The sequence below is a fragment of the Puia sp. genome (assembly GCF_036500295.1).
Taxonomy (GTDB): domain Bacteria; phylum Bacteroidota; class Bacteroidia; order Chitinophagales; family Chitinophagaceae; genus Puia.
Map to the genome: position 1 here is coordinate 1 of NZ_DASYCH010000046.1, position 18,077 is coordinate 18,077.

The 18,077-nt window shown below is 53.2% G+C and carries 11 protein-coding genes and 1 pseudogene; 4 read left to right on the top strand and 8 right to left on the bottom strand.

Annotated elements, in window-relative coordinates; all coding sequences use genetic code 11:
* The 5 genes and pseudogenes from VGM48_RS09325 to asnS form a co-directional block, all read right to left on the bottom strand.
* Positions 1–314 (bottom strand): annotated as a pseudogene (locus tag VGM48_RS09325) (glycine cleavage system aminomethyltransferase GcvT); the annotation flags it as partial.
* A gap of 148 nt (positions 315–462) precedes the next feature.
* Positions 463–2,679 (bottom strand): PspC domain-containing protein, encoded by a 2,217-nt coding sequence (locus tag VGM48_RS09330; RefSeq protein WP_331578323.1) that lies wholly within the window; start codon positions 2,677–2,679, stop codon positions 463–465.
* A 52-nt stretch (positions 2,680–2,731) separates the two neighbouring features.
* Positions 2,732–3,064, bottom strand: coding sequence for a PadR family transcriptional regulator (locus VGM48_RS09335; protein ID WP_331578325.1), 333 nt, complete (start codon positions 3,062–3,064; stop codon positions 2,732–2,734).
* A gap of 224 nt (positions 3,065–3,288) precedes the next feature.
* Positions 3,289–4,233, bottom strand: a complete 945-nt coding sequence (locus VGM48_RS09340; RefSeq protein WP_331578327.1) for an isopenicillin N synthase family dioxygenase — start codon at positions 4,231–4,233, stop codon at positions 3,289–3,291.
* Positions 4,234–4,257: 24 nt separating this feature from the next.
* Positions 4,258–5,697, bottom strand: a complete 1,440-nt coding sequence (gene asnS, locus VGM48_RS09345; RefSeq protein ID WP_331578329.1) for an asparagine--tRNA ligase — start codon at positions 5,695–5,697, stop codon at positions 4,258–4,260.
* A 395-nt stretch (positions 5,698–6,092) separates the two neighbouring features.
* On the opposite strand from asnS, the gene rho reads away from it, so the two are divergent.
* The gene (rho, locus tag VGM48_RS09350; RefSeq protein ID WP_414711248.1) at positions 6,093–7,907 is read left to right on the top strand and encodes a transcription termination factor Rho; all 1,815 of its coding nucleotides are present in this window, start codon (positions 6,093–6,095) and stop codon (positions 7,905–7,907) included.
* Between the two features lie 24 nt (positions 7,908–7,931).
* On the opposite strand, the gene VGM48_RS09355 is transcribed toward rho, so the two are convergent.
* Genes VGM48_RS09355 through VGM48_RS09365 form a run of 3 tightly spaced genes read right to left on the bottom strand, consistent with a single transcriptional unit; the run spans position 7,932 to position 10,009 of the window.
* Positions 7,932–8,162 (bottom strand): 4a-hydroxytetrahydrobiopterin dehydratase, encoded by a 231-nt coding sequence (locus tag VGM48_RS09355; protein WP_331578333.1) that lies wholly within the window; start codon positions 8,160–8,162, stop codon positions 7,932–7,934.
* Positions 8,163–8,198: 36 nt separating this feature from the next.
* Positions 8,199–8,633: an IPExxxVDY family protein gene (locus tag VGM48_RS09360; RefSeq protein ID WP_331578335.1), complete on the bottom strand. Its 435-nt coding sequence runs from the start codon at positions 8,631–8,633 to the stop codon at positions 8,199–8,201.
* Positions 8,630–10,009 (bottom strand): M28 family metallopeptidase, encoded by a 1,380-nt coding sequence (locus VGM48_RS09365; protein ID WP_331578337.1) that lies wholly within the window; start codon positions 10,007–10,009, stop codon positions 8,630–8,632. The genes VGM48_RS09360 and VGM48_RS09365 overlap by 4 nt, the downstream gene beginning before the upstream one ends.
* Before the next feature lie 178 nt (positions 10,010–10,187).
* Between VGM48_RS09365 and VGM48_RS09370 the strand changes: the two genes are divergently transcribed.
* The 3 genes from VGM48_RS09370 to VGM48_RS09380 all read left to right on the top strand — a co-directional run bounded on the left by VGM48_RS09370 (position 10,188) and on the right by VGM48_RS09380 (position 18,075).
* On the top strand, positions 10,188–13,943 hold the full coding sequence (locus VGM48_RS09370; RefSeq protein ID WP_331578339.1) for an SNF2-related protein: 3,756 nt from the start codon (positions 10,188–10,190) through the stop codon (positions 13,941–13,943).
* A 149-nt stretch (positions 13,944–14,092) separates the two neighbouring features.
* Positions 14,093–17,050: an outer membrane beta-barrel protein gene (locus VGM48_RS09375; protein WP_331578341.1), complete on the top strand. Its 2,958-nt coding sequence runs from the start codon at positions 14,093–14,095 to the stop codon at positions 17,048–17,050.
* A gap of 449 nt (positions 17,051–17,499) precedes the next feature.
* Positions 17,500–18,075 (top strand): hypothetical protein, encoded by a 576-nt coding sequence (locus VGM48_RS09380; protein WP_331578343.1) that lies wholly within the window; start codon positions 17,500–17,502, stop codon positions 18,073–18,075.
* The last annotated feature ends 2 nt before the right edge of the window (positions 18,076–18,077 follow it).

Sequence of the window (18,077 nt, forward strand, 5' to 3'; positions counted from 1 at the left end):
TTCTCTTCAAGACAGTAGACGATCAGATCGTCCACGATGCCGCCCTTGTCGTTTGTCAGGGCACTGTATTGGGCCTTACCATAGGTGAGTTTGGAAGCGTCGTTGGTCGTCACGCGCTGGATAAGATCGAGTGCATGTTCTCCTTTTACAATGAACTCGCCCATATGGCTTACGTCGAAGACCCCGGCATTGGTGCGGACGGCGGCATGTTCGTCATTGATACCGGTATAACTGATCGGCATCGTATACCCGGCGAATTCCACCATCTTGGCCCCGAGAGCGATGTGCATGCGCGTAAAAGGAGTGTGCTTCATGAATTGGGTTTTTAGGTGGGCAAAAGTAAGGGTTTTGGGGCTATTGGCCCGCCGCTAAAAAACAAGAAGCCCGCCGGCAGACGCCGGCAGGCTATGTTCCAACTTCAACCAACGAAGTTCTTTTATTTCGAACGGCCGGTGGCCGCGATTAAACCCTGCTCAGGGCGGACAGCAGCCGGCCTTCTTCGGACCGAACGACCATCGCCGTCTTCTTTATTTCCACACTGTCGGTCTTCTTGGCCGGAGCTTCCGGACTCTTATATCGGTAACCCCCGCCCCCCTTCTCCGTTTTCGGCTGGGTCTTTTCACTCTTGTATTCAGGCTGGTCATCGTCATCGTCGCTATCCTTTTGGTCCTTACGGTGCTTGCGGCTGTTCCGGTCCTCGACATCGCTATCGCGGCGATCGGTGCGGACAAGCCCGTTAGCCGTCATCATATATTCCACATTGGTGCTATAAGAATAGGTATCGTTGTCATCGATGTCTTCGTCCCAGTCGACATTCCAGTCCTTGCCATTGTCCCAGCGGATATGCCGGCGGCCCGGGTGGATATTGAACCAGTGGTAGTCGTCGACGCTGGAGTTCACCAGGATCCGCTTGCCGACCGGCACCGCGACCTCGACGCGAACCTGCTGGTTCCGGAATTTCTCACCGCGGACAATGGTAAAACCCTGTGGCAGGTTGAGCGTACTATCGGCCTGACCCACATGAAACTGGATATTATTGGCCAGGGCCCGGGCGCTGCTCCCGCTGCTGCCGCGGCTGAACTTGATCAGGTTGACATGGTAATTGGAGTCCTCGCTTTTCAGCACCTTTACTCTCACCGTCGTCATCAGGATACTGTCGTCGTTCAGAGTGTAAAAAGGACTGTTCCGGCCCATATCAAAATCAAACCACCAGTCGGTATCCTCGTATTTGTTGGCCGGACTTGACGTGCGGACCACCAGTTTTCCATGCGGCGGCTGCGCGATCTCCACGGCCTGCTCCACATGCTGCCGGCTCCGGAAATTGTTCATGATCATACCGGCGAGAACGATCACCGCGATCAATCCAAGCACCCAAAGGCTGCCGAAGGTGTACCCCAGGTAATGGCTGCGGCTGCGGGTACCGGAGATACGGCGGATCAACCAGGTCAGCAGGGCGATCACCGGAACCACCAGGAAGCAGAAGAAGCCGCCCCAGGCCAGGAAGTTCTGCCAAAATCCTTCCAGTACGTATCCTTTAAGATGAAGCAACCCGTCGCCGCGGAAGGCGAGGCCGACCAGCGCCATGATCAGCGAGAAGGCGATAACCCCGGCGATGAACAGGAAGAAGGCCTTGAAGAGGACGCCGATGGCGTGGGCAAAGCCGGAACCGCTCTTACGGATGGCGGGACCGGTCTCGGTTGCCCAGTTCTGGGTGTTTTGTCTGACCTGGCTGCCCACCTGTTGAAAGCGTTCCTGCATCTCGGAGCCCATCTCTTTTGCCCGGCCCTTAAAGGTTTCCAGATCGCTTTTAATAGTGTTCTTTATAGACTCCAGGTCGACCTTCTCCCCCCGCATTTCCAGTTTTTCAGAGGCGGTCACCGCTTCGGGGAGTACGATCCACAACACGATATAGGCGATAAAGAGCGTTCCGCCAAACCCGCCCGTGAGGAAGACGGGACCATCCCAGTGGATCCACCAGGCGGCGCGGACGATCGAGGTCAGAATACTGAGGATCAGCGGAAGGGCAAAGATCAGCCGGGGTATCCAGACGTCGATATGGAAATACGCGGCCAGCCCGCTGGCCACCCCGCCGATGACCCGGTCATCGGGATTGCGGTATAGCCGTTTGCGGATGTTTACCGGCAAAGACCGGGTCGGCAGAATGATCCAGAGGATAATATAGAGGAGTACCCCGCTGCCCCAGCCCAGCGTCATCAGCGCAAAAATGATCCGGACGATCGCCGGGTCCAGGCGCAGATAGTTGGCCAAACCGGCACAGACGCCACCCAGGATCTTATCGTTATCGGCACGGTACAGCCGGCGGCCTTCTTCCCCGGCAAACTGCCAGTTGGGCTGCGGGCCGGATTGCTGCTGGCTCCCGCTGGTGCTGGCGGTGGAGGTTGTCCCCGCACTGCCTTCCCCTTCGAATTCTTCGGGGCGGCCCATGCTGGCGATGATGGCATCCACATCGGCATCGGTGATACAAGCGGCACCCTTTTTAAGGGTCTCAGAGAAAAGCTCCGCAAACCGGTTCTCGATATCACTAATGATCTCCTCCCTGCCTTCTTCGTTGGCAAAATGCCTGCGCAGGCTCTCGATATAGAGCTGGAGCATCTCATAGGCGGACTCTTCGATCGGGATTACCCGGCTATGAAAGTTTATATTAATGATCTTTTTCATTGTTAGTGTATTTGGAGGTTGAGTTGTAGGTTTCTCGTGTGTTTCGGGGTTTTTAAAGTTTGTTGTTGGTGAGTGCATGCACGGCATTGGCCAGTTCCGTCCAGGTGGCTTCCAGCTCACCATAGAAAGCATCCCCCTTTGGCGTCAGGGAAAAATATTTGCGGGGCGGTCCCGAGTTGCTTTCTACCCAACGATAAGTAAGCATGTCCGCATTTTTTAGCCGGGTCAACAGCGGGTAAAGGGTGCCTTCCAGGATGTTCAGGTTCGCCGCCTTCATTTCTTCCACGATATCCGAGGGGTAGGCTTCACCGCGCCTGATCACTGAGAGAATGCAAAACTCCAGGATTCCTTTTCGCATCTGGCTCTGGGTGTTCTCAATATTCATACGCTGAGTTTTTGTACATCTCAAAGGTATGTACATTTTTAGTACTATGCAACACACAGTACCTTTTTAAACTCAGAAATCAGCAATAAAGGATAGGCAAAACCCCCTGATAATCAGAGGGTTTTGGGGATAAAAAAATCTTTAAAAATATTTTTTGACAATGGACGGATGGCCGAAAACCCGGGATAAGTGGCGCCCAGAGGTTGGCAAAAAGACTTCGAAAGCTATTTCTTCAACCCGATCTCGCGCAGGCGCTCATCCAGGTATTCCCCGGCGGTTGCATCAGGATAGGCTTTCGGATGCTTTGCATCGATACATCCGGGCAGACAGGCGAGGCTCATGGTGCTTTTGGGGTGAAGAAAGAAAGGGATGGAGAAACGTGGGCTGCCCCAGTGCTCACGGGGCGGGTTGACCACCCGGTGGGTGGTGGATTTCAGCTTGTTATTGGTCAGCCGTTGGAGCATATCCCCAACATTGACCACGATCTGTTCGGGAAGAGAGGTGACGGGCACCCATTCATTTTGCTTGGAAAGGATCTCCAGCCCGTCCGCGGATGCACCGACAAGCAGAGTGATCAGATTGATATCCTCATGCTGTTCGGCCCGGATCGCGGACTTCGGCTCCTCCCGGATCGGCGGGTAATGGATGGCTCGCAGGATGGAGTTGCCGTTGTGGATATAGGGGTCGAAATAGTTCTCGGAAAGCCCCAGATAGATCGCGATCGCCTTGAGCAAATGGCCGCCCGAGGTTTCGAAAGACCGGTAGGCTTTTTCAAAAAGCCGGTTAAACTCGGGCAGATCGCCTACCTGAACGTTGTCGGGATACTCGGACTTGATGGGATCCTTGTCTTCGACGGTCTGACCAAACTGGAAGAATTCTTTCAGATCGGGCGCCGTGCTCCCCTTGGCATGTTCCTTCCCGAAGGAGGTATAACCCCGCTGGCCGGCCAGGCCGGGAATCTCGTATTTCCGCTTCATGTCAGGGGGCAGGGAGAAAAAAGCCCGGGCATTGCTGTAAAGGCCCTCTACGGTCGAATCGGGAATGCCATGGTTCTTCACCGCGACAAAACCCACCTCTTCATAGGCTTTTCCAAGCGCAGCTACAAAGGCGGCTTTCTGTTGTGCGTTACCCGATGTGAATTCGGCGAGGTCGACGACTGGAATGGCCATAGTATAAAGTTTTTACGAATTTACTTAAAAATCTGCGCTTTTGGGGGCTCTCGGAAAGGCAATCACGTCCCGGATATTGGTCATTCCGGTAACGAAAAGCATCATACGCTCGAACCCGAGGCCGAAGCCGGCATGCGGCACCGCCCCAAAGCGCCGGGTATCCAGATACCACCACATCTCCTCCAGGGGAATATGCATCTCCTTCATCCGCCCCTCGAGTCGGTCCAGGCGTTCTTCACGCTGGGATCCGCCTACCAGTTCCCCGATACCCGGGACAAGGATATCCATGGCGGCAACCGTATTTCCATCGTCGTTCATCCGCATATAAAAGGCCTTTATCGCGGCAGGATAGCCGGTGACGATGACGGGTTTCTTAAAATGCTTCTCCACCAGGTATCGCTCGTGCTCGCTCTGCATATCGATCCCCCATTTCACCTCGTAATGGAATTTCTTTTTCTTATAGGCCGGCGACTGTAATAGAATGTCGATGGCTTCGGTATAGGTAATGCGTTCGAATTGATTGTTCATCACGAATTCCAGCTTTTCGATCAGCCCCATTTCGCTCCGTTCGGCCTGCGGTTTTTGCTTCTCCTCCTCAACCAGCCGCTGTGCGAGGAAATCCAGGTCTTCCCGGTTATGCTCCATGACATAGCGGATCAGATAGCGGATAAATTCTTCCGCCAGATTCATATTGTCCTCCAGATCGTAAAAGGCCATTTCCGGCTCGATCATCCAAAACTCCGCCAGGTGACGGGCCGTATTGGAGTTCTCTGCGCGGAAGGTGGGTCCAAAAGTATAGATCTCGCTAAGCGCCATCGCCCCCAGTTCCCCCTCCAGCTGCCCGCTGACGGTGAGGTTGGTTGCGCGGCCAAAGAAGTCTTCACTGAAATCGATGGAGCCATCCTCCTTTCGGGGCGCCCCGTCAAAGGGCAGCGTGGTCACGCGGAACATCTCACCCGCCCCCTCCGCATCCGAAGCCGTGATAATGGGTGTATGCAGATAAAAGAACCCCCGGTCATTATAAAATTTGTGGATGGCAAACGACAGGGAATGCCGGACCCGGAAGATCGCTCCAAAGGTCTGCGTCCTGAAACGCAGATGAGCTATCTCGCGGAGATATTCAAGGCTGGGCCGGTTCTTTAGCTGAAGAGGATAGGTGTCAGGATTGCATTCGCCCAAAACCTCGATGGATGAGGCTTTCACCTCTACAGCCTGACCCTTGCCAAGAGACGCGACAAGCCGCCCGCTCGCCTTTAGCGAGGCCCCCGGGGTTATCTTTTTTAACAATTCATCATTAAAGACACCCAACTCCGCTACAACCTGGATGTTATTATTCGTAGACCCGTCGTTAAGGGCGATAAACTGGTTGTTGCGAAAGCTTCGCACCCATCCCATAACGGTCACTTGCTGGTCTTCCGGCGTAGTGGAAAGAAGTTCTTTCACCTTCACTCTTGTGTTGAACATGATCTTTTTTTCGGAATTTTGTGTGCGCGGATAGGTCTGCTCGCCAAACTAGCCCTATCCGCGCACACGGCTAATGTCTGACCTTCGGTCGAACCGCTTCCAGCGGTTCCTTTTGTGTGCGCAAATATACGATATGCAATTTTTTCAGGTCAAAAACCGCTTGAATCTCAGTTGATTTGAAAAATTTTTTTTGATTTTCGCTTTTTTATGCTAAAATTGCAGTGGAATTAAGCTGATCAGTTTCCTTTTCCAATGCTCACAGCTTATCAGTTTTAACTCTCCTGATTCACAATTAATCAAATCATTTCAAACATTTTCAGCTAGACAGTCCACTGTTTGAGAATGCTGTTCAACTCTCAAGTTATTTTATGTACGATATTCTCCAATTGAACGACATGCTCGTTCCAGAACTCCTCGACATTGCGGAGCAGTTAAAAATCGCCGGTGCCAAGAAGCTGGAAAAGCAGGAGCTCGTGTACAAGATCCTCGATAAACAAGCCGTTGCGGCCAGCGAAGTAAAGGCCGACTCCGACGATAAGCCCAAAAGAAAACGCATTATAAAGACCACCACCGGCAACAGCACAGAGGAAGCTATTGTCGAAAGTGAAGAAAAGCCTAAAAAAGTAGAAGCGAAAAAAGAACAGATAAAAGAAGTGCCGCGCAAGAAAGAAGAGAAGCCGATGCTGAAGAAAACGCCGGCCCGCAAGAAAGAAGAAGAACCCCAGGAAGTGGCCGCTCCTGCCGCACCTCCGCCCGCAAAGGCGCCCGTCGCAAAGAGCCAGCCCCAGCAACATCCCCATCCGCAACCGCGTAGAGACGAGCAGCCCCGCAGAGACGAGCAGCCCCGCAGAGATGAGCAACCTCGCAGAGACGAGCAACCGCGCAGAGATGAGCAACCTCGCAGAGACGAGCAGCCCGCACATCGTCCCCGCCGCGAAGAATCCACACAAGACCAACACGAAGAACAGCCTGATGAGGAAGATGTCATGCAGGATGAGCAGGACGGCGGCGATGGTATGAATGAGAATCGCACCGGAGACTCACAGGCCGGCAGAGCGTACCCGCAGCGGCGCAACGAAGCATTCAACATCGAATTCGACGGGGTCATTTCGGCCGAAGGCGTACTGGAAATGATGCCCGATGGCTATGGCTTCCTGCGCAGCAGCGATTATAATTATCTCTCCTCCCCCGATGATATCTATGTCAGCCCTTCGCAGATAAAACTGTTCGGCCTCAAGACCGGCGACACCGTACTGGGAAGCGTTCGCCCGCCGAAAGAAGGAGAAAAATATTTCGCCCTGTTAAAGGTCGAGACCATCAACAACAAAGGCCCCGAAGAGGTTCGCGACCGCGTTCCCTTCGATTACCTGACACCGCTGTTCCCCTTTGAAAAGTTGAATCTCTTCACAACCCCCAGCGATTATTCCACCCGGATCATCGACCTGTTCACCCCCATCGGAAAAGGCCAGCGCGGACTCATCGTCGCCCAGCCCAAAACAGGTAAGACGATGTTGTTAAAGGCCGTGGCCAATGCCCTCGCCTCCAACCACCCCGAATGTTATCTCATGATCGTCCTCGTCGACGAACGTCCCGAGGAAGTCACCGATATGGAGCGCAGTGTAAAGGCCGAGGTCATCGCCTCCACCTTTGATGAACCGGCGGAAAAACACGTAAAAGTGTCCACCATCGCCCTCCAAAAAGCAAAAAGACTGGTAGAATGCGGTCATGATGTGATCATCCTGCTCGACTCTATCACCCGTCTCGCCCGCGCCCATAACACCGTTGCCCCCGCATCCGGAAAAGTTCTTTCGGGTGGTGTGGAAGCAAACGCAATGCAAAAGCCCAAGCAGTTCTTTGGTGCTGCCCGCAAGATCGAGAACGGCGGTTCCCTCACCATTCTCGCAACGGCGCTGATCGACACCGGTTCCAAAATGGATGAAGTTATTTTCGAAGAGTTCAAGGGTACCGGTAACATGGAATTGCAGCTGGAAAGACGTCTGTCCAACCGCCGCATCTATCCCGCTATCGACCTCGTCGCCTCTTCCACCCGCCGCGATGACCTCCTGCTCGAAAAAGAAGTGCTGCAACGCATGAACCTCCTTCGAGTCTACCTGAATGATATGAATGCGGAAGAAGCCATGAACGAACTGCTGAAACGCATGCGGGGCACCAAAAGCAATGAAGAGTTCCTGGCGAGCATGAATAGTTAAGGTCCGCGCGTCTAAGGTCGCGGCCTAAACCAATCCATCAATCGTCTTTGCCAGTTTCCGGTCCTTATCGGTCACGACATTCCCTGCACTATCTGTGGACAGGCTGATCTCTACAGTATTGTAGACATTGGACCAATTGGGATGATGATCCATCTTCTCCGCAGCCAGCGCGACCCTTGTCATAAAAGCAAAAGCCTGCGAAAAGTCCTTGAACTCGAACTTCCGGTAAAGCGTGTTATTTTTTTCTTCCCACATCGCTAAAGAATTTATCGGGCCGCACGGCCCGGATTCCTAAAATATTAAATGACCCTTATTCCTGATCTTACTGTGCGCCAGCTCCATCACTAATTGCACGCCGGGCACCGTTCGGATACAACTCATTAATTGTGCCAGCCGGTCATCGGCAACGACGTCCCCCTTTAAGAGCCAGAGAAAATCCAGGTGCTTGAACTCGGGAAGCAGATATTCACCATCGAATTGATTGTTATACAGATAATGCTGCAGGCTCGTATCCTTTTCCTGGTACTCGAAAACCCCAAAAAAATACCTCCGCTGACGTTTTGTAAGCTGGATCTCGATATCGTTGTTGCTGCGGAAATCCAGGCGCAGCCGGTTATTCAGCTGCCAGCAGAACTGGTAGTCCTTCACCGGGGCAACGATGCCCATCAACCGGGTGTCTTCGAAAAACTCGCCCGTCATATCCTCTATGTTCAGCTTCAGCTTCATAGCTTTCTAAAGGCAAACCGGCCCCGCTTATCCGCGGTTTCTATCAGGTCATAGATGAATTTTATCACCTTCAGCTCGCCATTGTAATTGATCTTGTCGGCGCTGTCCCCGGGCATATGATAGTCGGCATTGGCGCCGGTGAATACAAAGAGCACCGGAACCTCCTTCTGGTAAAAGGAGGTATGATCGCGCTGCCCGGCAGCGCTGCTGTCGATGTGCAACGCCAGCTCCTTTTTTTCCTTTATGGCGCCACACACCTGCCCCCAGGCCGGAGAAGAACCAAAACCGCCAAGGGTCAGCACATGCGAACTGTCGTTCAACCGGCCGATCATCTCCAGGTTGATCATATAGTTCATCTTTTTCAGTTCCACCGGGGAATGCTCGACCAGGTACCGGGAACCGTACAAACCTTGTTCTTCACCCGAAAAAGCGACAAAAAGATAATTGTTGGCTTTCAGCCGCGAATCCGCCAATAATCGCGCCAGCTCGATCAGCCCGGCTACCCCGCTGGCATTGTCATCCGCACCGTTGTAGGTGACGCTGTCCTTGCCGTGGTATAGCGTGTTGCCGTCCTCGCCATGACCCAGGTGGTCGTAGTGGGCCCCGATGACCACGGTGTTCGCAGCGCCGTTGTTCAGAAACCCAACCACATTATGCCCGGTACGCCTTTTTTCAGAAAAGCCCACCTTCAGCCGGATGTCCACGGAAGCGGTTTCATCCTTCAGGTATTTTCGCTTAGCCTCCCGGGTAATATAGACAACCGGGATAGCAATCGGCTCCGCCTTCTCATGCGGGTTAAACGCAAGGTTATCGGCTATCCGGGATGAATTGTACAGGATAAGCGCCGTGGCGCCTTTCCGGGCACAGGCAATGGCTTTTGCCCGGATGGCGGCGGTCAGATCGAAATGGCGGTTACCCGCATTCGATTCCAGGGTTTCCCGCAAATCGAAAAACCAGGGAACTCCGCTCTCCTGCAAGGCAATGGCTGGAGAGCCGGTTATTTCCGTGGTAGCACTGAAGCTCATCGGGAAATACTCTTTTTCCGGCAGGAAAGGCCGGTCATTGACGATAAAATAGGCATCGCGGCTCAGCTCCTTCCCCTGATCGATCTCAAAGGCCTGAAGCCAGCCATTATTATCCCCTTTTGGCTGTACGCCTGCCTGTCCGAGTGCGACGGTGATATAGTCGCTTGCCGCCTTCTCCCCCGAAGTTCCCGTTCTCCTGCCCTCCAGCCGGGGATCGGCAAGATAGTGGATATGGGTCTCCAGATTGGTAAGGGTAACTTTGTCGGCCTTTTTAAGTTTTTGTGCGAAAGTGGAGGTAGTCAGGCAGGGTAGGATCAGGATAGGTGTTAAAAATTTAATACGGGCAATCATATAAGCCGGTTTAACATAACGGTCTGTGGTACAAAGGAAAACTACAATTTAGGCCTTCCAAAGGTAAGATGGATTTATTTTCTACAGTCACCTTTTTTCCTTTAGTTTTGCAGATTGGCCTTTCCGCATCCAACTCCGACAACCGGGCCGCGGAACAGGGGATTTGTTAAACCGACATATGGCGTTACCGCACCTTATTAAGTATGTTTATACCAATGGGACCGATGAAGTGATTCGACGGGGGAAAAAGATCCATGCCATTGGGTATGTAGAACTGATCGAATACGACGAACTGTTCGAATCTGTCACTTTTCGGGTGAAGGATGACAGCTATACGACGTATTATAAAGTATACGTACAGAAATTCAAGGATCCCAAGACCCTTTCCATCCGCTGCAGCTGTCCCTATAACCTTGGGGATATCTGCCGGCATGAGGCGGGTGCGCTTATCCAGCTGCAGGAGTTGCTGGACAGGAATATGCTGAAGGCCGAAGAAGTTCAATACGATCAGCGGCACACCGTTGTAAAGATGAAGTTCATCGATCTGAAAAGCATCAGGCTGCTTTGCAGCCCGCAAACCCTGGCGGATGCGGAGAAATTTCTGCGTGAGCAGAAGGCCAAAATAGAATACGCAAAAGACGAGGTGGTAAAGGCCTCCGTCAAGATCGAGGACCAGGTCTACCAGGTCGTACTGCGCAAGAACGAAGAACGCAACTTCGACACCAGCAGCGACTACCCGGACGTGATCCATCCCCTCTCCCTTCCGAAAGTGATCGTCTTCCTCCAGCTGCTCCAGGCGCATGGCGCTTATTATTTCGACAGCATCCGCAACTGGGACAAGGAAAAGAACAAACTGCTCGAAGCCTACGGGTATTCCCTTTCGGATGATCTGAAAGGAAAATTCGAATTCACTTATAAGGACGGAAAGCCGTTTCTCCGCGTGCTCGATATCTCGATCAAGCGGGTGGCGCCCGTCGCCAACAGCCGGCTTCGGCCCGTGGAAGCCGAAGCGCCGGTCGCCGTTGTTTCCGAAGAAGAAAAACTGGTGGGCAACGCCCAGCGGCTTGGAGTTGTATTCAATTTCAATCAGGACGGATTCCCCGGTTTCAGCATGGATGCGATAACAGGGGAAAGCAACGAAGAGCAGACAGCCTACTCCGGTAAGGTGGAGAAGGTCGACCTTTCCAAGTTTGTCAATATTGAACCCTTTAACGAACCCGACCGCCAGCTGATCCCTTCCCTGCGGAAGATGCAGGGCTCGGAGATCAATAAATACCTCAACCGCAACTCCCCTTTCAGCGGAATCTGGGAGAATATCATCCATCATGAAGAGGACGATCTTCCCGAAGAGACAAAGAAGCTGATGGTGGAATATCTCCACCCCAAGCTGAAAAAGCTGTTCCTGGAGTTGAATTCCAACCCATTTGTGTTTTTTCTCAACGGGCATAAGGCCTTTAAGACGGTCAACCTGCAACCGGTTGGCCTGTCGGGTGACCCGGTGACCCCCTTCTTTTATGTCGCCGCGGCGAAAGATGGCTACGAGCTGGGTTGTTATGTAAAGATCAATGGTCAGGCCGTAGACCTCTCCCGTAATGAAAGCAAGAGCCCCCTTGTTTTTTTCTACAATAACAATATCTATCTGTGGAACAAACCGGAGGATATCGGCCTGGTGGAGAAGTTCACCGGCCGTGACAGCCGGACCATCAGCAAGACCGACTGGCCCGGCCAGCTGCGCGATTTCATCCTGCCGCTGACAAAAGACTATCAGGTGGATTTTGACGGCGGCCTGATCCGCGAGGTGAAGGACGGCGATCCCGACCGCAAGCTGCTGCTGCAGGAAAAAGGGGACTACCTGGTATTCCAGCCCGTCTTTTCCTACAAGGGATTCGAAACAAGACCCGGCGGAAAGGATGAGATCGTCGTCCCCGACGGCGACCAGGTGTTGATCGTCCACCGGAACAAGGAAGCCGAATTGCAATTCTTTCGCAAGCTGGAGTCCCTGCACAGTCAGTTCATCCATCCCGAAGGTTCGCACAGCCTGGCGCTGAAAGGCGCCGACGTCCTCAAGAATAACTGGTTCTTCCTGTTCGTCGATGCCATGGAAGAAATGAAGATCCCGGTCTACGGATTCGAGGCGCTGAAGAATTTCCGGTTCAATACTGCCAAACCGCAAACCAAGATCCATATCAGCAGCAACACGGATTGGTTCGACGCGCGGGTGGACATCGTCTTTGGCGACCAGAAAGTAACCATCGCCGACGTAAAGAAAGCGCTTGGCAATCGCCAGCAGTTCGTACCGCTGCACGACGGCACCCTGGGGGTGCTGCCCGAAGAATGGATAAAGAAATATTCGCTCCTGTTCCGTGTCGGTGAAGGCAAGAGCAACCAGCTGCGGCTGTCGAAATATCATATGAGTGTGATCGACGAGCTCTATGACAACCGCAACGAGGAAGAGCTGATCATCCGGCTGGAAGAGAAATACGAACAGCTGCGGGAATTCAACCGCATCCGCGAGATCCCGGTCCCCGCGCATCTGGAACCCATCCTGCGGCCCTACCAGACGCACGGTTTTCACTGGCTCAATTATCTGCACGAGGTCAACTGGGGCGGTATCCTTGCCGACGACATGGGTCTCGGTAAGACTATCCAGGCCCTTTCCTTCCTGCAGCATTTCCGGGACGAACATGAAAGGCTGAGCGCCCTCGTGGTCTGCCCCACCACCCTGATGTTCAACTGGGAGAATGAGATCCGGAAATTCACCCCCACACTCACCTATCATATTCATCACGGCGGCGACCGGACCCGTAACAAGGAAATTCTTTCGCAATACAACGTCATCATCACCACCTACGGAACGCTGCGCAGCGATATCAAGCTGCTGCTGGAAATGAATTTTGATTATGCCGTGCTGGATGAATCCCAGGCTATCAAGAATCCCGGCAGTAAGGTGACCAAGGCTGCCTGCCTGCTCCAGGCCCGCCACCGCCTTTGTATGAGCGGTACGCCCCTGCAGAACAACACCTTTGACATTTTTGCCCAGATGAATTTCCTCAATCCGGGTATGCTGGGAAGTCTCGAATTCTTCCGCCAGGAGTTTGCCGTGCCGATCGACAAGTTCGGGGAACAGGACCGCAAGGAACATCTCCGCAAGCTGCTTTATCCGTTTATCCTTCGCCGGACCAAGGAACAGGTGGCAAAAGACCTGCCCGAAAAGACGGAAACCATCCTTTTCTGCGAGATGGAAGACGAACAACGGAAAGTATACGAGGCGTATCGCAACGACTATCGCGACAAGATCCTGGGAACCATCGAAACCCAGGGTATCCAGCGGTCACAGCTCACCATTCTGCAAGGTCTGATGAAGCTGCGGCAGATCTGCGACTCCCCCGCGATCCTTAACGAAACGGATAAATACCCGAATCATTCGATAAAGCTCGACGAACTGGCCCGCGAGATCACCGAGAACATCGGCGATCACAAAGCCCTCATCTTCTCCCAGTTCCTTGGAATGCTGGCACTCATTCGCGAACGGCTGAAAGAGCTGGATGTCAAATTCGAATATTTTGACGGCAGCACCTCCGCCATCGAACGGGAAAGAGCCATCCAAAGTTTCCAGAAAGACGATACCTGCCGGGTCTTCCTGATCTCCCTAAAAGCCGGGGGCGTGGGTCTGAACCTGACGGCGGCCGACTATGTCTACATCGTCGACCCCTGGTGGAATCCCGCGGTGGAGCAGCAAGCCATCGACCGGACCCATCGTATCGGTCAGACCAAGAATATCTTCGCCTACCGGATGATCTGTAAGGATACGATCGAGGATAAAATTCTTCAACTGCAGGAAAAAAAGCGCATCCTGGCCAAGGATCTCATCGCCGACGACGATGGATTTGTTAAGAGCCTGACCCGCGCCGATGTGGAATACCTGTTTAGTTAGCCAATTGACCGATTAGCCCCAAATTGGATCACTGGGGTTCACCCTGCTGTCCACTCAATTTTGCCACTGGTACAAGGGCATCTATGCCCGTTCCTGATCATATACTATTTTAGCAGACTATTTGCGTGGATAAAACTATAAAGCCGGCTATGAAAAAGGTATCGTTGTTTTTGTTGATATTGACCCTCATGAGTGCAACCCGCTCATTCTCACAGTCTAATACCCGAGGCTCGGTAAAAGGCGTGTTGGTGGATACCGCTGGCGGACGCCAGCCGCTCGCCAATGCTACCGTTTCCATCACCCCGCTTGGCGGCGACTCCACAGATGCGGAATTTACCGTTTCCGGCAAGGGCGGCATCTTTCAGTTCAAGGGCATCCGCGTCGGTCAGTACAAACTCCTGATCACCTACGAAGGATATAACCATATCGAACGGCAGGTACGGATCTCGGATAGCGGCTCGGTGGTCGATCTCTCCACCCTTTATATGAACCGCTCGGACAAGATGCTCGCAGAAGTCGTGATCCAGCGTCCGCCGATGGGCATCAAAAAAGATACGGTCGAATACAGCGCCGGATCATTTGCGACAAAACCCAACGCGGTCGCGGAAGACCTCCTGAAGAAACTGCCCGGTGTGACCGTCGACAACAGCGGGACCGTTACCGCCCATGGCGAACAGGTGCAGCGGATTCTCGTGGATGGAAAGCGATTTTTTAGCGATGACCCCAAACTGGCGACCCGCAACCTGCCCCCGGATATCATCGACAAGATACAGGTGTTCGACGACCTCAGCGATCAGAGCAAATTCACCGGGTTTGATGACGGCAACCGGGTCAAGACCATCAACATCGTCACAAAGAAGAACAGCCGGAAAGGATATTTCGGAAAGATGGTGGCAGCCGACGGCACCAATGAGGATTATGATGAAAGCATCAACCTCCACCGGTTCAACGGCAATTCGCAGATGTCGATTCTCGGTCAGGGGAATGATATCAACAAGCAGAACTTTACACCGCAGGATATCTTTGGCAGCAATGGCGGCGGTGGCGGTGGCCGGCGGGGCGGCGGTGGTGGTGGCGGCGGTAATTTTGGCGCAGCCTCGAGTCCGCAGTCCAATGGCGTATCAACCGTCTGGGCAGGGGGGCTCAACTACCGGAACACCTTCGGCACCAATCCCAATCACTCAACGGACATCTACGGCAGCTATTTTTATAATGCCCAGCACACGGTCGTAAGACAAACCGACAGCGCTATCTCACCCGTGCAGACTAATTACCCCTCCGACTCGGCCCTGGTGACCAATGGCAATTCTTACAGTATCTCCCGCATCCAGAATCATCGCATCTACCTGAACGTGGAAAGCCGGCTCGATACCAACAACTCGATCATCTTCCGGCCCAATATCACTTTTCAAAAAAGCACGCCCAGCGGAACCTCGTTTACGGAAGAGACCGATAATCATCTGAACCCGATCAACAGTTCCTATAACCGGACCTCCAGCTCGAATAGCGGGTTTAGCATCAACAGCTCCAACTTTCAGTTCCGGCACCGGTTTGCCAAACCCTACCGGACCCTCTCGCTGGATGTCAATACCACGGCCAATATCAACAACGGCACGGGAACCAACTATGCGATCAATAATATCTATGTACGACATGTCACCGATACGCTGAACCAGTTCTATTATGATTCGCTGCATAGCTGGACGCTGACGCCTACCCTCTCCTATACCGAGCCCATCGCAAAGAACCAGATCCTGCAGCTGAATTACACTCATACCTTGACGCGCAGCACGACGATCAACCGGACCTTCGACTATGTCGATTCGGTAAAAGGGTTCACGGCCTTTGACAGCCTGTTCAGTAATTCCTATAAGTTTACTCAAAACTCCGATCAGGTGTCCCTGGCCTGGCGGCTGCAACACGCCAAATACAATCTGTCGCTCGGCTCCGGTATCCAGTGGACCGATTTCAACAGCGACAACACGACCAAGGGGATCACGGTGAAGCACAATTATGTCAACTATACCCCGACCGTCAACTTCAACTACCAGTTCTCCACGACCCAGCACCTGCGGTTGAATTACTCCGGAAGGACCGGCACACCAAACGCTTCGCAGCTCCAGCCGCTGACCACTACCTCGGACAGCCTCAGCTTCCAGGTGGGCAACCCCGGACTGAAGCCGCAGTTCACCCATTCGTTGCGCATCCTGTATGCCAACTTCGACCCCGGAACGCAGCGGGTCATCTTCGCCACGCTGAATGCCAGCACCATTGTCAACGATATCCAGGCCGCGGTATTCCGCAACAGCAATGGCGGTCAGACCAGCACCTATGTCAACCTGGGCGGCACGTACAATGTCAGCGGTTTCTTTAACTATGGCTTCCCGCTCAAACGCCCCAAATCCAACCTGAATTTCATGACCAACGTCACTTATGCGCAAAGCCAGAGCCTGCTTGCCCAGGATTCACTCTCGGCTGCCACCAATCGCTATGCGCATGAGTATACCCGGAACACAGGACTGAACGAGACCATCCGGTGGACGACGAATATCAAGAAGAATTTCGACATGAACTTCAGCTCCACCACCGGGTATACCATCAACAAGAATCCGGGGGTACAACGCGCCCGCACCGATAGTGCCAAGACCAGCAATGTGAGCAGCAGCAACAATCTGAATACGTTTACGGAAACGCTTTCGGCGGAATTTACGGCATACACCAACAGCGGCTGGCTGATCGCGGCTAATTTCGACTATACGTATGCCTATACGCACTCCAATACGTATACAGCGCATATCCCGCTGTTTACACCAAGCATTGCAAAACAACTGTTCAAGAAGAAGAATGGGGAACTCCGGCTGACGGTATTCGATGTACTCAATAAGAACACCTCGGTCTCGAAGACGGTCGGCAGCTATGGCGCGGTGACCTATAACCGGACGAATGTGCTGAGCCGCTATGCGATGCTTACCTTCACCTATAACCTCAACAATTTCGCAGGGTCAAACCAGCGGCGCATGCCGGGAATGTTTCCTGGCCGGTTCCGTGGTGGCGGCGGCGGTGGTTTCCGCGGCGGTGGCGGCGGAGGGACTTTTCCGATCAACTAACGGCGACGGCCCGGACCGGCTTTGCCGGTCCCCGCGACGCATATTATATCGCCGTACTTTTAATTCCTACGGCGCAGACCGGCTTGACCGGTCCCCGCGACGCATGTTATATCGCCGTACTTTTAATTCCTACGGCGATACACTTCAGAACTCCCTATCCGGGGCTGACCCTGTAATATAATGGAGAGGATCGAACCCAGGAGGCGGAACGGGCTCGTGGAAGGACGATACATGTCCTTGTAAATGCGGGCTTTGCGAATTTCGTTATGGAAGTGTTCTTTCTTCATCGATAATGGATTTTGAGGTTGCACCCTTGCGGGTGTCAGTGGATTTTAACGTTCAAATTACGGGGTTATTGTATAAGAATGTGTTAAAGCCGGGCAATGCCGAAGTAGTTTTGCTATTGCGGGGCGGCGGAATGGGCCGTATCTTGTCAAAAATCCTTACTTATGAGAAGCGCAATAATCGCCTTCGCGCCGTTGGTGCTCTCTGCTTCCCTTTCCGCACAGGGAGTCTTCTCCAACAATACCCAGACCGTGGTAGAAAAGGTCATTCAGGACTATCCCAATCACTTTCATAATATTAAAGGGGAATTGATCGGGCAGGCGTTGCAAACCGCCCGCTACAAATCCACCCTGGAATTGCCCGGGGCTGCATCCAGCACTATTACACTCGTCTCCGCCTCCGGTACGGAAGGCTCCGGCTGGACCTGTACCGTTTTGCAAACGGCTTCTTTTGAAGAGGCCCGGGCCCGGTTTTCCGAGATCTACGGCCAGTTGAGCAACAGCATCATCTCCGCAGCGGGCCAAAAGACCTTTATCCTGAGTGGTCAGTATGAAACACCTGCCCAGGATAAAAAGGACAATGAAGTGATGTTCACCCTGCTACCCGGTGTCGGCGACATGAAAAGAGTCCGGGTAGAACTGATCCTCCATGGTGAAGGACAGGACTGGACCGTCGCCCTCAGCGTAAACGATGGGGACCCGGGCGCCCAGGCCAGGCTGGCCGTCAATGGTCGCGAATGACC